This window comes from Brasilonema angustatum, from assembly GCF_059505445.1.
Window position 1 is genome coordinate 76,505 of the sequence record NZ_JCACKO010000156.1, and the last position, 15,243, is coordinate 91,747.

Below are 15,243 nucleotides of genomic sequence, written 5' to 3' on the forward strand. Positions count from 1 at the left end.
TACCAATTTTCTTTTTGTTTAGCAAAATAATTTGGGGTGTAGGGAACCCCCTCTATTTATAGAGGGCAAGTATAAGGTTTTCAGCAGGCAGATGCGCTGATTTTTTAAATGACACGTTAACTCGACTTTATCCAAATTCGTTTTGCCAATTACCAGATTCCGTAATTTTGCCACCTTGTTACAATAGGACAAGTTCCCCAATTTACCAACGCACAAACATGATTACTCAAATGATGGTTCAACCCTCATTCTGGGTAGAATCTGGAATCAAAATCAGCAAAGTAAAAAACCTATTTTTGTTCAAATTTACCGATGAACTCCAGTCTCGGCTTGAAAAACTTTCAGACAAGAAAAAAACTGGTTTATTGACTTCAGAAGAAGAAGCTGAACTGACAGGAATATTGGAACTCGACAGGATTTTTACTTTCCTTAATGCCAGAATCATAGCTGAATCATGACAGTTAATAATGCAACAAGAAAGTTAGTACGAGAAAGAGCTAAATTTCTTTGCGAATACTGTCATTCTTCAGAATAAGCAAGTACAGCTCAGTTTGCTATTGACCATCTTTTTCCTCAGTCTCTTGGTGGTTCTGATAACCTTGATAACTTAGCATTGGCTTGCCAGCGTTGCAATGGATACCGCTACAACTTCACCACTGGAATTGATCCGCAAACACAAGAGGTTATCCCCTTATTTCATCCACGTACACAAAAGTGCTTAGAGCACTTTATTTGGTCAACTGACGGTTTAAAAATTATCGGCATCACCTCGACTGGACGCGCTACTTGTGATCGTCTAGACCTAAATGATGAACGTCACAATGAAGGTTCTATCGTTAAAGCACGCCGTTTGTGGGTGCGGGGTGGTTGGCATCCCCCTGAAGAAGACCCCCGACAACCAAGATAGAGTACCATAGGTTTAATATTCGACCATTTCAGCAGGCATACCTCGCGTCGTCTGCTTAAATGTATTGCACCCAAGTCAAAAACCTTCTCACCGTTATCTGTGAGAAAAAGACATTACTATTCCTTGGCATGAAATCGTGACAGAAACTGGAAAATACAAAGATACAGTAAATTTACCCAAAACTAAATTTGATATGCGAGCGAACGCTGTCAAGCGGGAGCCAGAAATCCAAAAGTTTTGGGAAGAAAATAAAATTTATGAACGCCTGTCTCAAAATAATCCAGGCGACTTATTTATATTGCACGATGGACCACCCTACGCAAATGGTTCTCTGCATCTTGGTCATGCTTTAAATAAAATTCTTAAAGACATTATTAACCGCTATCAACTGCTGCGCGGGCGTAAAGTTCGTTATGTACCTGGTTGGGACTGTCACGGTTTGCCGATTGAACTAAAAGTGTTGCAGAATATGAAGTCGGCAGAACGGCAAGACTTGACAGCTTTGCAACTGCGTCACAAAGCAAAAGAATTTGCCCTTTCGACGATAAATGAACAGCGTGAAAGTTTCAAACGCTACGGTATTTGGGGTGATTGGGAACATCCGTATCTTACTCTCAAGCCGAAATATGAAGCAGCTCAAGTTGGTGTTTTTGGACAGATGGTGTTAAAAGGCTACATCTATCGTGGTCTAAAACCAGTACACTGGAGTCCCAGCTCTAAAACAGCACTAGCAGAAGCTGAATTGGAGTATCCGGAAGGTCACACTTCGCGTAGTATCTATGTGGCTTTCCCAATGACGAGTTTATCTGAGGCGGTGAAACCTGCACTTGGGGAATTTTTGCCAGAGTTGGGTGTGGCTATCTGGACAACAACGCCTTGGACAATTCCAGCTAACTTGGCTGTTGCTCTTAATCCATCTCTAAATTACGCAGTTGTAGAGGTGAGTTCCCCAGTTGAAGGGGTGAGTTTTAAATATCTTATCGTTGCTGCGGATTTGGTGGAACGTTTATCTGAGGTTCTGGGAAGGAAACTAACAGTAAAAACCACAGTAAAAGGGAAAGATTTAGAACATTCGACTTACCGTCATCCTTTGTTTGAGCGTGAAAGTCCAATCGTCATCGGCGGCGATTATGTGACAACTGAGTCGGGAACTGGTTTGGTACACACTGCTCCTGGGCATGGTCAAGAAGACTACATAGTAGGTCAGCGGTACGGTTTGCCCATCCTTGCGCCAGTGGATGACAATGGCAATTTTACCGAAGAGGCGGGATCGTTTGTAGGGTTGAATGTTCTGGGTGATGGAAACCAGGCGGTGATTGATGCACTAACGGCGGCAGGTTCTCTGTTGAAAGAGCAAGCTTACGTTCACAAGTATCCTTATGACTGGCGGACGAAGAAACCGACGATTTTCCGGGCGACAGAACAGTGGTTTGCTTCAGTCGAAGGATTTCGGGATGAGGCACTCAAGGCGATCGCCACTGTGAAATGGATTCCCGCCCAAGGTGAAAACCGCATCACGCCAATGGTTGCAGAACGTTCTGACTGGTGTATCTCCCGTCAGCGCAGTTGGGGTGTGCCAATTCCTGTTTTCTATGATGAGGAAACCGGCGAACCGCTGCTGAATGAGGAAACTATCTCCCATGTGCAAGGAATATTTGCCGAAAAGGGTTCTGATACTTGGTGGGAACTTTCAGTTGAGGAGTTATTACCAGAAAAATACCGGAACAACGGTCGGTCTTACCGTAAGGGGACTGATACGATGGATGTGTGGTTTGATTCTGGTTCATCTTGGGCAGCTGTGGCAGAACAACGACCAGAATTGCGGTATCCTGTTGATCTGTATCTGGAAGGTTCAGACCAGCATCGCGGTTGGTTCCAGTCGAGTTTGCTCACCAGCGTAGCGGTTAACGATTGTGCACCGTATAAGACGGTGTTGACTCACGGCTTTATTTTAGATGAGCAAGGGCGCAAGCAAAGTAAGTCGCTGGGAAATGTGATTGATCCCAGAGTCGTTATTGAGGGTGGAAAAAATCAAAAAGAAGAACCTGGTTATGGTGTAGACGTGTTGCGTTTATGGGTGTCATCGGTAGATTACACCTCAGATGTTCCTCTGGGTAAAAATATCCTCAAGCAACAGACGGATATCAGAAACAAGATTCGCAATACGGCGCGGTTCTTGTTGGGTAACTTGCACGATTTTGATCCAGAAAAAGACGCCGTACCCTTTGAGGAATTACCGCAGCTTGATCGCTATATGCTGCACCGGATGACGGAAGTCTTTAAGGAAGTGACAGAAGCGTTTGAGAGTTTCCAATTCTTCCGCTTTTTCCAAACAATTCAGAATTTCTGCGTGGTGGATTTATCCAACTTTTATCTGGATGCTGCTAAGGATCGGCTGTATATCAGTGCGCCAAATGGTTTCCGCCGTCGTAGCTGTCAAACGGTGCTGAAGATTGCTTTGGAAAATTTAGCACGGGCGATCGCCCCTGTGTTATGCCATATGGCAGAAGACATCTGGCAATTTCTCCCGTATAAAACACCTTACAAATCAGTGTTTGAAGCTGGTTGGGTGCAGTTGGACCAGAAGTGGCGAAATCCCGAATTAGCAGTCGTATGGCAGCAATTGCGACAACTCCGTAATGAGGTGAATAAAGTGCTGGAAGAAGCCAGAGTCAAGAAAATGATTGGTTCTTCTCTGGAAGCTAAGGTATTGCTATATGTAGCAAATGAGCAGTTACGCTCCACAGTAAAATCACTGAATGCAAGTCAGAATGGAATTGACGAACTGCGTTACTTGTTCATCACCTCACAAGTAGAGTTGTTGGATTCTCCGGAAGCGGTGCAAGGATTGGAGTACAAATTGCAGTCCGATGCGTGGGAAATTGGAATTGTGAACGCAGAGGGGCAGAAGTGCGATCGCTGCTGGAATTACTCAACTCATGTCGGAGAGTCAACGCAACATCCCCTGATTTGCGAACGTTGTGTTTCTGCTTTAGCAGGAGAGTTTTAACAGTTATCAGTTATCAGTTATCAGTTATCAGTACTTGTTACTCATAACCTTGATAACTGTTCACTGTTCACTGTTCACTGGGTTTAAGATCACAAGGGGAAAAGAGGAGGGATGAAGAAGTTTCCCTCACTCCCTCCTCTTTTCTACGGTGTAGCGACTTCTAAATTTGTTCTTTGCTGCTTTTCACGTTCAGCATACTCTAGCTTTTGCAACAATTCTTGAGTTAATTGATAGAATGCTTTTGATCCAGCGGTGCCGGAATTGTTTAAAACAACAGGCATAAAACTATCAACAGCCTTAGCAACATTTACATCCACTGGTATTTGTGTTTGACAAATTTTTGCATCGCCAAAATCTTGATGAACCCGTTGCATCACTTGTTTGTAATATCTGCCGCTGAGGAAGTTAGCGTTAGACATTGTGAAGATGATTCCCAGCATTTGTATATCTATATGTGCTTCATGTTCGTGACTTTCTTTTAACTGGGCGATGCGTCTTTCCAGCAATTGAATACCCACCACAGATAATGGTTCTGGTTTAGCAGGAAGTATATAGTAATTACTAGTTGCTAAAGCACTACGAGTCAAAAGATTATATCCAGGAGCGCAGTCTAAGATTATAAAATCGTATTCTTGCAGAATGGGTTCTAAGATTTTTGCGAGCAAAACTCTTTCAAAACGATTCCAAATCGTTTCAAATTCATTTTCACCCAAACTGACTGCTTGTTGATGCAGCATTTCTGAGACGACAAATTCGTCGTACAAGTCGATATCTCCTGGTAATAAATCTAGTCCGGGGAGATTACAAACCTGAGACTGAATGATATCTCGAATCGTCAATTTTGCTCTTGATGAGGGGTTGATAATGTCATCTATCAGATATCTCAATGTCCGTTTGTTTTTGCGAAGCTTGGCAAAATCCACAGGGGACATCAGACTAAGTGTGGCACTAATTTGGCTATCTAAGTCAAGGACAAGTACCCGTTTGTTATGATTTTTGACTAAACAAGTCGCCAGATTGACGGTGAGGGTGGTTTTACCAACTCCGCCCTTCATATTTGCAGTCGCAATGACATATCCCATCGGTTAATTCCTCTGATAAAGCTTTCTCATCTACTTAACGTAAATGTTTTATTATAGAGAGAAAATTTTTGCGAAGTTTAATATTTTTAAATAGTCAAGAGTATGATCTCAGTCACACTTCTCAAATTGAAGCAGTCAAGATTATAGCAGTGAGCGGCACTTTGGTGGGGGATACAGACAGGTCTTTTTCCATAATTGTGATAGTCCGCCTCTGATGTCACACTTGTCAATATCCTCAGACCTGAATTTTTACATAAAGATGACTTACCAAATCTTGGTAGGTGGTTTTTGGGTATTTTTTATGTACCTGACTTGAAAATAGCACCCGAGCAGGAGAAGATGAGAAAATTTTCATCCGTTCTGGTGTACCTAGTTCATGACGGCTACTTAAACGCTGGAATAATTTTTGATTTGGAAGTTCCTTGTAGAATTCTCAGCATCTTCTCAGGCAACTTCTCATGTGTTTTTAATGTTGGTCTAAGAAATTACTTTTATAGTGATCAGTACAACACCATAAAACAATCTATGAAAGTTACCAAAATCGCCCTGAGTCAAGTATTGGTTAGCCTTTCAGTTTTAGGACTTGGAATTATAGCCGCACCACTGGCATTAAAGGCAGAATCAATTGTGCCACCAGGCTATACTCTTAGCAAAACTCCAGTTAAAGGGAAGCATTGCTATTTCCACGGTGATGACCACGCAAATTACTATTGCTATACCAAGAAGTTACAAACCTCTCAGATTCAAAATCATGGCTCTATGATGAAGCCTGGTGATTCTATGATGAAACCTGGTGATTCTATGATGAAGCCTGGTGATTCTATGATGAAGCCTGGTGATTCTATGTCGCCAGGTAAATAAAACTTTATAATAGCCACTTTCATTTAGTTATTGATAAATAGAATTTGCCAAATTCTGATTTGAAAATAATTTTTTGCATCAGGCATAAAGTGGGATTCTACTGGCAAAATTTTACACGGTACTAGTCTCTTATTCATACTAGTACCTCACCTTTGTATGGAATTTTCAATGAATAAGAATTTGTTACGGCGACGCCAGTTGCTATCTTATTTTGGGATTGGAACTATGCTAGCAAGTGCAGAACCAATCCTTGACATAGCCTTGAGAAGAACTCATGGCTCTACTTCCTCAAGTATTAACTCAACTGCTGTTGCTGCTGGGCCTGAAACTAAAGCTTTACCCGAGTTTCAGGGCATAAATCAGTGGCTAAATTCTGCACCCTTAACAACTCAAAATCTCAAGGGTCAGGTTGTATTGGTTCATTTCTGGACTTTTGGGTGCATCAATTGTCAGCGGACTCTCCCCTATGTTGTTCGTTGGCATCGACAATTTGTAGCGCAAGGACTTAAGGTGATTGGGGTTCACACTCCTGAGTTTGCATTCGAGCGGAATGTAAACAATGTTAAAAGAGCGTTGAGCCAACACCAAATTACCTATCCGGTTCCCTTAGACAACGATTATAAAACCTGGAACGCCTTTAACAACGAGTATTGGCCTCATTTATTTTTAGCAGACCGTCAGGGGTTGGTGCGCTATGACCATATAGGGGAAGGAGCGTATGAGAAAACTGAGCAAACAATCCGTCAGTTACTAGGGTAAGCCAATGGCTGTTTCTATTCTATCGGCTGGTCTTGCACTGCTGGGAGGATTTTTAACTGTGCTGTCGCCCTGTGTTTTACCTATACTCCCAGTGCTAGTCGGTCGATCGCTTCAGTCTCATCATTATGGTCCGATTGCTTTAGTAGCAGGGTTGGTTGGAGGCTTTGCTGTCGCAGGTAGTTTTTTGGGAGTGACGGCGAGCTGGTTTACAGAATTAGCCAGTGGGCTACGAACTGTAGCGATTTTCTTGCTTTTAGTCATGGGGATTCTGGCAGTTTTTCCTAAGTGGAGTTACCGTTTATTCAGTTACTTCAGAGTAGGCAAAGGAACCAGAAAGCCTGTGGGTATGGGATTGAGGGGAGAGTTTTGGCTAGGAACTCAGCTTGGGTTGCTCTGGACACCTTGCGCAGGACCAGTTTTAGGTAGCATTTTAGTTTTGGCAGCAGTTAAACATCAGATTGCAGATGCCTTTGCTTTGCTTGTTATCTATGGTATTGGGGCAGCATTACCTTTGATAGCACTTGCGTACGGAGGTCGCCGCTTGGGTCAACAGCTACTGAGATTGCGATCGCACAGCATGGTTTTGCAAAGAGTGGGGGGTGTGATGGTAGCGGTTGGTGCGATTGCAATTCTCTTCGGTTGGGATGTCCAAGTGCAACTTTGGCTAGCTCCATTTTTTCCCAGTTTGCCATTATGAACTCACAATACATTTTTCGTCACCAACCTCAAATTATAGAAATGGAATTGTTATGAACAGGTCTACTCCTACTAAAAAGTCACAAAGTCGAAAGCAACCAAATCAAGCTCTGTTAGCCAAGATATTTCACTGGCTCAACATCATTAGCTTACTGTTAATGATTACCAGTGGGCTACAAATATACAATGCTAATCCAGTTTTTGGTGGGCGTGACGGTTGGCACTTTCCGTCGCTGTTTTTGCTGGGAGGGTGGCTAGGAGGCGGTAGACACTGGCATTTTGCTGCTATGTGGCTGTTTGCACTGAATTTACTTTGGTATGGGCTATATATTTTTATTACTCAACGTTGGAAGCGTCGGTTTTTTGGTGCTAATGAGCTCAAAGCACTGCAAGTCAGTCAAAATCCAAAACGCAAAATTTATGTCTGGCATCGATTAATCTACACTGTGATCATTCCGATTCTTTTGTTTGCTATATTCAGCGGTATCGGGATGTATAAACCTGCTCAGTTCCACTGGATAGTTGACCTATTTGGTAGCTGGCAAGTTTTGCGAGTGGTTCATTTTGCCACCATTCCGCTGGTAGCTATATTTGTGATTTTACACTCCTTCTTAGGACTAAAAGTAGGAGGTTTTCGCTTAATCAACTCCATATTTTTGTAGAGGTTTTTTATGAGTCCAATTCAACGTCAAAATAGACTTTTCAACCGCCGTCAACTACTTCAATTATCTGGACTTTCTGGTGCTGGTTTACTTCTGTCCGGTTGTGCATCCAGTTTTTTTGACAACATTGTGGATAAAACCTTTGAGCCTCTCAACCAGAGTCTAGAAACCTTAATACTGAATCCGCAAAAACCTGTTCCTGAATTTCCTGCCAGTGCAATTGAGCCTAATGCCCTGCTGGTCAATACGTTTGATTTTACTCCCCAGATTGACCCAGAAAAATTTAGTCTAACCATTAATGGTGAGGTTAATAATCCGATGCAGTTAAGCATGAAGGATATTCAAAAACTGCCGCTAACTTCAATGACAATTCGCCACATTTGTGTTGAGGGTTGGTCAGCGATCGTGCAATGGGGGGGCTTGCGACTACGAGACTTATTATTTTTGGTTCAACCGAAAGCAAATGTTCGATTTGTTTACTTCAAATCTGCTGATGGGTACTACGAAAGCTGGGACATTGCTTCTGCTATGCATCCCCAAACTCTTATGGCTTATCAAAAGAATGGACAACCATTGTTACCTGAGAATGGTGCGCCCATACGCTTAGCTTCTCCAATCAAACTGGGCTATAAACAAAGCAAGTGGGTGACCCAAATTATGCTAGTCAGCAATTTGTTGCCTACTAAAGGCTACTGGGAGGATCAGGGTTATGAGTGGTTTGCAGGGTTGTAGTTTATTTTTGCGGATCTAAACTTCGATAATATTGGAATCACCTATGAAATCGTAACCGGTAAACTGATTGTAAACGTACTCCCTTCCCCTAACTTCGATTGCACATTTACACTACCACCCATACTCTCTATAAGTGTCTTAACAATCGATAAACCTAAACCACAACCCCCACTCGCATGACTGCGGGATTCGTCTACGCGGTAAAATCGCTCAAAAATACGTGCTTGGTGTTGCAAAGGAATGCCATAACCCTGATCACACACTTGAATAATTGCCTTGTCCTGAAGTTGATTTAACTTGAAAATTATCGGTGTACCAACTTCAGAATACTTAACAGCATTATCAATCAAATTCAGTAATACTTGTTTGAGGCGACTGTAGTCTGCTTTCACCTGTATTGGGTAAATTGTTGACTCGATTGTAATTACGCGATCGCTGTATTTCTTTGCCATGACCACAACTTCTTCAACCAAGTCATTCAGCACGTAAGGTTGGATTTTCAAGTATAAATGACCGCTATCTGCCCGTGCTAAATCAAGTAAATCTTGTAGCAGATGGATGGTGCGTTCAGCTTCCGATGCTGCGGTTTCTAAAGCTTCCTGTTGGGTTGGGGTTAAGTTATTTTGCCGTCGCAAAACGCTTTGCAAGTAACCATGTACAATTGTCAAAGGTGTACGTAGCTCGTGAGAAACGTTACTCACAAATTCTCGTTCTTGCTGCCAAGATTGGGAGAGGCGTGATAACAACATGGCTAAGGTTTGAGCTAATTCTTTGACTTCGCTGGGTGCATTATCCAGATACAGTTGTGCTTGTCCTAAATCTTCAGTGGAAATGACAGAAGTCATCTGACTTAGCTGGCGTAGAGGTTGCAAAGAACGCTTGATATAAAATGCGATCGCAACTGTTAAAACAATAATTGCCAAAATACTAGTAATCGCTAAACTCTGCACCATTACCACAAACATTGTTTGTTCGCGGGTAATATCCTGCACTACAAATACCTCACCCAGCAACTTACCCTGCACTTGTACAGAACTACCACTCAAAACAAAGTAGCTTTGGTTGACTTTGTAAACTTGTGGTTTAATCTGCATTTTAGTCAGAGACATTAACTCAGCTACCGTAGAGTTAGATAACAAATCCAAGGTTGCTGATTTGACTAATATTTGATTATTAGGGTTTTTTAGCCATAATAATGTGTTGGTATTCGCCAAGTTATTAACAGCCTTTTCCAACCCTGTTTCCGGTTGCATCATTTGACTATAAAGTTGCACATCTCGCGGTAAGCGCTCGGCGATTTGTTGTATGTTATGCTTATGACTATCAATTAAAATTTGCTGCATTTTCCAACTAGTCCATGTAGCGAGGCTACCTAATACCAAAGCGGAAAATGCAGCAATACCAATTGTTAGGCGTAACTGTAACGAAGATGGATCTATATTTCTCCAAAATTTTCTGATTTTGTTCACTGTTATGGTTGCGTTTTAGATGCTGGAGAAGACTTTTTTAATCAAGCCACATTGTCAAATTCAATATGAAATTACTATCAGCTACGACATCTTTAATTATAGTTAATTTTTATTGGTCTCTGTTCATAACTTATAGTAAAAAGGGTAACTATTCCAGAAAGATTGCTAAATATTTTTATAAGCTCGACTTTATCCATTTTTCAGCAACACGCTAACATACGCTCAAACTCTCATGAAACATATACTCTGACTTTTTCTATCTCGACAAAAGCAGTTGAAGTAAATTTACGGTAGCTGAATATCAACTGCTAATAAACTTTGTAAGCGGTACAGTTGAGCGCCCATTTGATAAAGCAAATCGCCTTTTCCTAATAACCGAGCAGCGGTTGTTTGTTTACCTCCCAAGATAATAGCTGAATCAGCTTCACTAGCAGTTCTCAGCGCAACCCTTCCTGGTAAATTTGAGCGGATAATTGGGGTGACAATACCGGCTTCTGGGCGTTGAGTGGCGATAATCAGATGAATTCCAGCGGCTCTTGCCATTGCACCAAGTCGTTTTATACTTTGTTCTAGTGCTGTGCGGGATTCTTTTTCTGCCATGAAGTCAGCGTATTCATCAAAGATGCAGACAATTCTAGGCAAAGGCTGAGAAGAACGTTGATTATAAGTACTTAAATCAGCACATTTCGCTTTTTCAAACCGTTGATAGCGCGATTCCATTTCTGTGACTAGTTCTTGCATGAGTTCGATAGCGCGATCGCTCTCTTTCACAACAGGTGAATACAACCACTGCATCCGCTCAAACTCAGGAAATGTCACTCGTTTAGGATCAACCAGAGCAATTTGTAAATGTGCAGGGGAATGACGCAAGATGAGACTGAGGAGGAGCGATCGCAAATACTCACTCTTCCCACTTCCAGTTGTCCCCCCTACCAAAAAGTGACACGTATTTGGATCAGACAAATCAGCTTCTATGAGTTGTCCCTCTAAATTTACTCCAATAGCAATTTTCACAGGTGCTGTTGCTGGCAAAACTTGGGATTTTATATAACTCTCAAACTTCGCAACTTGTCTGTCGGGACGAGGTAAATCAATACTGACATATCCAGCTTGAGGGGAAATCAGAGGCGGATTTTCTAACCCCAATTGAACTTGCAAATCAGCTGACAATCTCAGCAAGGAGCTCACCTTAACACCAAGTTGAGGTTTAAGTTTCACCCGAACAAAAGCTGGACCAACAGCCGCCCCGTGGTAATCTACATTAATACCAAAAGATTGCAGAGTTTTAACCAAATTTTCTCCCATCTCATCAGGATTAAATGGTTGCTTATGATTGTTTCCTGTCTGCCCATTTTGTTCAACATTTTCTTGTTGATTCTCTTCATTGGATGATTCCTCACCTTGAGATTGCTCCACAAAGTAACTTTGACACTTTTGCTGCTGTGGACAAATTTTGCACAGGTGAGGTTGGGTTGTTAAGGGTGGAGGATTAGGTAATGGTGGTTCCCAAGTCAACCATTGACGCATTTGCTGTAATTTATAAGGAATCAACTGATGTACTGTATTTTCCAGTTGTTCCCAGGAATACTGATACTCTTTAAATTCTGGCAAAACACAGTAAACTGCTGAGTCAACAGCTACTTTTTTCTTTTGCCACAACATGTAACTATAAAGCGCAACTTGAGCTAATTGTGCTGATGGATCGGCTGGTTGATAGGTTTTAAATTCCACCATACAAAGGCGCTTTTTTTCAAAGTTGTAGACTAAGCAATCAAATTCCCCTGCAACCCGTTGCTGCGTGTTATCGGGTAAATTAAAGTGGTACTCAAGCTTGCGTTCTTCCGAAATAAAAGTGTTACGAACAACTGTTTCTGCACTGCAATAGCGGCGATTGAGTATTAGTAATTCGGCAAAGCGTTTGATAAGTCCTTGTAATCCCTGCCAAACTTTGAATAATGCTTGTGCTTGGCTCGGGTCTTTTTTTATAGTTTCTTGTAGGTAAGAATAAAACTTTATTTCATAAAATTTTTCTTGTAGACGAGAGGCTATTTCCTCTATATGTGATTGTGGTGTTGTTGACTTAAAAAAGTCTACAAATGTAGGCTCTTCAGCAAGCAACTGCACGAAATCATTAGCTAATTGATGAAAAGTATTACCAATCCCAACAGGATTTTCTGGTGGTAAAAATAATGTATTGCCTCCAAAGCGCTGATTGAGATAAAATAAGCGTGGACATTCAAAAGCTACTCGTACTTTGGTAGCGCTTAAAGATAATTTTTCCGATTTGGTTGTTTGTTTTGAACTCTTAGCTGCCATGTTAAAAATATCATTGACAAGACTGGGGTTAGAAATTTCCAATAAACGACGATGGACAGCAGCCAGATAGACTGTATCCATCGCAGCATAGTGTAGTTGTTTTTGTCTCAGAGGTCTTTTTCCCCAGTCGCTTCCCTGTTCTTCTTTATCTACATCAGAGAATTGACAAAGTTCTGTTGCTAAGGTTTTCAGTTGTAGATTAGAGACTTGCAAAACTTCGCGGGTAATTTTTCGGGCTAACTTCAGCGTACAGGTAACATTTGGTGCTTGCTTACCTCCGAGATATTTTAAATCAAAGGTGGCGTTATGAAAGACCTTTTCTATTTGAGGATTAGCTATAATTTGATTAATGAAATATGCTGCTAAATCAGGTTTGTTCAATACATCCAGGATAAAAGCAGAATCACTTGTTAAGTTTGTAGGTTCAGCAAGTACCTGAATGAGCGACAGTTTGGGATAGTAAGTATCCCAGTCAGCGATTTCTGTATCTAGCCATAGTGTTTTAGCTGAGGCAAATTTGGCTATTTGCGTTCGGATTTCAGTTGGTTGTGTGAGATATTGCATTGGCTAAAATTAAAAAAAATCATATTTTAGCTATGAAACAAATTAATTGGTCTTGTAGCTTAGCTTTTGGATTAATAATTTTCACCTTTTGTTCTTGACACAAGAGTTCAATCAAAAGTTGAACATCAGTTTCTTTAACAAAAGGAAACTGATTAACACACTGTGTAATTAAAGTTAAAACTCCCATATAACCTTGAGTTTTAATTAGACTCAACAAGAAATCTTTGACAGATCTGAAATCTTTTTTCCCATTTCTATCGTCTTCATCAGACTCTTGTTTAGAAACGATTTCTAAATCCTGTAACAAAGTACATTTTTCTAAAAGTTGAGACTCACGGATTAAGGTTTTTAGTTCCTGTAAAGTAATGGTTTTACCTGCAATCACTAATTCCTGAGCAAGTGCAGAATTCACTAAGCTGTGATACGTCGCTAAATAGTGAACAGAAGTTAAATTTGGCTTGATATGACGATGATTAGTATAGGTGAAAATCTGTTGGTAGATCTGATTTCCAGCAAGGTTTGGTTTCCCTAATCCTCCAGCCCGAATTAAGTACATAGTTTGGCAGAGATTTTGCTGAATCGCTTTCTGACAAGCACTTATCACATTGAAAAAACTTGTCATGTGTGAATCTTCTGTCCAGACTATTCCTACTCGTTCACGCTTACCAGGTTGTTGATAACTTAGGGAATAACTGGCGTACTTTCCACTTATGAGTTTGGTCTTAATTCCCTGTACTTCTAAGACAGCTAGGGCTTCTTGCAACATCCCAATAAGTTCGGGAGCAGCTAACAAAGTAATTTTGGTAATTTTTTCCTGAACTTTTTTATATTCCTTTTGCCACAGCAACTTTAATTCCGCTTCACTTTTATCACTCTCGTTCGGCTGATCTATAATTATCGGGGTTTCAGGAGTATTAGGTTTTTGAGTGACACGGGCAATAACTTTTTTATTATTGCCTGTCTGTTGTGATGTAAGAATTACCAAAGGTTTAGTAGTATCAGTAGCTTGAGTACTTAATATTGACATTTTATACTTTATATACTCCTGTTTACCTAAATTGAGTGCATTTCTAGGCCGAGTCTTACCACCAGGAAAACTCTCTTCTAAAAATTGCTTCTTCAAAGGGAAAATAGGAGAAGTGGGCTGAGGGTTTGCTTCGTGGTGTAATACCTTCAACCTATAAGCCCAGAGAGCTTCTGCTTGATCTAGTGTAATAAGTTTTAACTGAACTAATCGTTCAATCCTAGCTCTGTCAGCACGCTGAATACGAGCATTATTTCTTTTCCAGGTATCAGTAATGACACTTATAATGACAAGGAAATTTTTGAGATAGCTATTATGAATAGTTGTATTAACATTAAATAAAACCTGAAAATCCTGAGAGCCGTCTGGTAAGCGAGGAATGTTGTCTAAATTATCAAAACATAGAACAATAGGCTGAGTGTCAGTAGCAATCCTGCCAAAGTTTGCTAAAATATTTTTCGCTGCATCTTCTGAATCAATACAGTGTTTGACTTTTAACTCTTGCATAGACTCTTCACTTAAGTCATCTCCTTTTAACCACTCACAGGCTAAGGGATATAGTTCTGGATTTGTCAGGTCATGCAGCACACCAAAAAAGATGTCAGGATTATAAATACCAGCTTGTTTATAGGTTTGCTTAAGATGCTTGATGAATTTTTGGCGATCGCTTTGTAATAATAGCCAGATACTATCATTAAAAAATCTCTGCTGAAGATTGCGTTTGGTAAAGGCAGATAAGCTTTTTAGCCATAACATCAACTGAGATTCTTGCTCGCCTTCTGGCACTTGGATTAAACTATCAACTGTATTGCGCAGGACATGACGCCAAATATAGTCGCTATCAGCCCAAGAATCGATGTAGGCAAAAAAAGCTTTAGGGTTAAAGGTGCGTTTGAGCCGACTTAATAAATAACTTTTGCCAGAACCGGAGTCACCTAAAAGTAAGACACTACGACTACGATTGTCTGTGCAAACTAAGTTTAATAGCTCTTCAAGTTCAGCTATTGTTTCTTGATGAATTGACTCAACCATTAACATTGAGTCTTGTTGTTCTCCCCAAAAGTTACCGGGTTTCAAATTTGTCAGATCAAAAGGATTTACCTCGCGTTTAATGATGTCGTTTATGGATGGCATAGTTGTATTGAGGTGAGAATAGCGAAC

Annotated in this window: 11 protein-coding genes and 1 pseudogene; 8 read left to right on the plus strand and 4 right to left on the minus strand. The window is 40.9% G+C overall.

What is annotated here, in order from left to right:
* The first annotated feature begins 218 nt into the window (after window positions 1-218).
* From AC5JM2_RS35000 to ileS, 3 genes and pseudogenes are all read left to right on the plus strand, one after another.
* Window positions 219-458 carry a hypothetical protein gene (locus tag AC5JM2_RS35000; RefSeq protein ID WP_495840673.1) on the plus strand — a complete coding sequence of 80 codons (240 nt, stop codon included), beginning with the start codon at window positions 219-221 and terminating at the stop codon, window positions 456-458.
* Window positions 455-907: pseudogene (locus tag AC5JM2_RS35005) on the plus strand (HNH endonuclease). Before AC5JM2_RS35000 ends, AC5JM2_RS35005 begins: the two are co-directional and overlap by 4 nt.
* Before the next feature lie 136 nt (window positions 908-1,043).
* Window positions 1,044-3,917, plus strand: a complete 2,874-nt coding sequence (ileS, locus tag AC5JM2_RS35010; protein WP_495840675.1) for an isoleucine--tRNA ligase — start codon at window positions 1,044-1,046, stop codon at window positions 3,915-3,917.
* A 143-nt stretch (window positions 3,918-4,060) separates the two neighbouring features.
* On the opposite strand, the gene AC5JM2_RS35015 is transcribed toward ileS, so the two are convergent.
* Entirely contained in the window at window positions 4,061-4,999 is a 939-nt protein-coding gene (locus AC5JM2_RS35015) for a ParA family protein (RefSeq protein WP_495840677.1), read from the minus strand.
* A gap of 525 nt (window positions 5,000-5,524) precedes the next feature.
* On the opposite strand from AC5JM2_RS35015, the gene AC5JM2_RS35020 reads away from it, so the two are divergent.
* The 5 genes from AC5JM2_RS35020 to AC5JM2_RS35040 all read left to right on the plus strand — a co-directional run bounded on the left by AC5JM2_RS35020 (window position 5,525) and on the right by AC5JM2_RS35040 (window position 8,709).
* Window positions 5,525-5,860, plus strand: a complete 336-nt coding sequence (locus tag AC5JM2_RS35020) for a hypothetical protein (protein WP_495840679.1) — start codon at window positions 5,525-5,527, stop codon at window positions 5,858-5,860.
* Between the two features lie 168 nt (window positions 5,861-6,028).
* Window positions 6,029-6,619, plus strand: a complete 591-nt coding sequence (locus tag AC5JM2_RS35025; protein ID WP_495840681.1) for a thioredoxin family protein — start codon at window positions 6,029-6,031, stop codon at window positions 6,617-6,619.
* A gap of 4 nt (window positions 6,620-6,623) precedes the next feature.
* On the plus strand, window positions 6,624-7,316 hold the full coding sequence (locus tag AC5JM2_RS35030; protein ID WP_495840683.1) for a cytochrome c biogenesis CcdA family protein: 693 nt from the start codon (window positions 6,624-6,626) through the stop codon (window positions 7,314-7,316).
* A 52-nt stretch (window positions 7,317-7,368) separates the two neighbouring features.
* Window positions 7,369-7,977, plus strand: coding sequence for a cytochrome b/b6 domain-containing protein (locus AC5JM2_RS35035; RefSeq protein WP_495840686.1), 609 nt, complete (start codon window positions 7,369-7,371; stop codon window positions 7,975-7,977).
* Window positions 7,978-7,986: 9 nt separating this feature from the next.
* The gene (locus AC5JM2_RS35040; RefSeq protein ID WP_495840689.1) at window positions 7,987-8,709 is read left to right on the plus strand and encodes a molybdopterin-dependent oxidoreductase; all 723 of its coding nucleotides are present in this window, start codon (window positions 7,987-7,989) and stop codon (window positions 8,707-8,709) included.
* 41 nt (window positions 8,710-8,750) lie between these two features.
* On the opposite strand, the gene AC5JM2_RS35045 is transcribed toward AC5JM2_RS35040, so the two are convergent.
* The 3 genes from AC5JM2_RS35045 to AC5JM2_RS35055 all read right to left on the minus strand — a co-directional run bounded on the left by AC5JM2_RS35045 (window position 8,751) and on the right by AC5JM2_RS35055 (window position 15,216).
* A complete protein-coding gene (locus AC5JM2_RS35045; protein WP_495840691.1) occupies window positions 8,751-10,178 on the minus strand; it encodes a sensor histidine kinase in 1,428 nt (475 codons plus the stop codon).
* A gap of 285 nt (window positions 10,179-10,463) precedes the next feature.
* The gene (locus AC5JM2_RS35050; protein ID WP_495840693.1) at window positions 10,464-13,058 is read right to left on the minus strand and encodes a DNA translocase FtsK; all 2,595 of its coding nucleotides are present in this window, start codon (window positions 13,056-13,058) and stop codon (window positions 10,464-10,466) included.
* A 19-nt stretch (window positions 13,059-13,077) separates the two neighbouring features.
* Window positions 13,078-15,216 carry an ATP-binding protein gene (locus AC5JM2_RS35055; protein ID WP_495840695.1) on the minus strand — a complete coding sequence of 713 codons (2,139 nt, stop codon included), beginning with the start codon at window positions 15,214-15,216 and terminating at the stop codon, window positions 13,078-13,080.
* Window positions 15,217-15,243 lie beyond the last annotated feature (27 nt).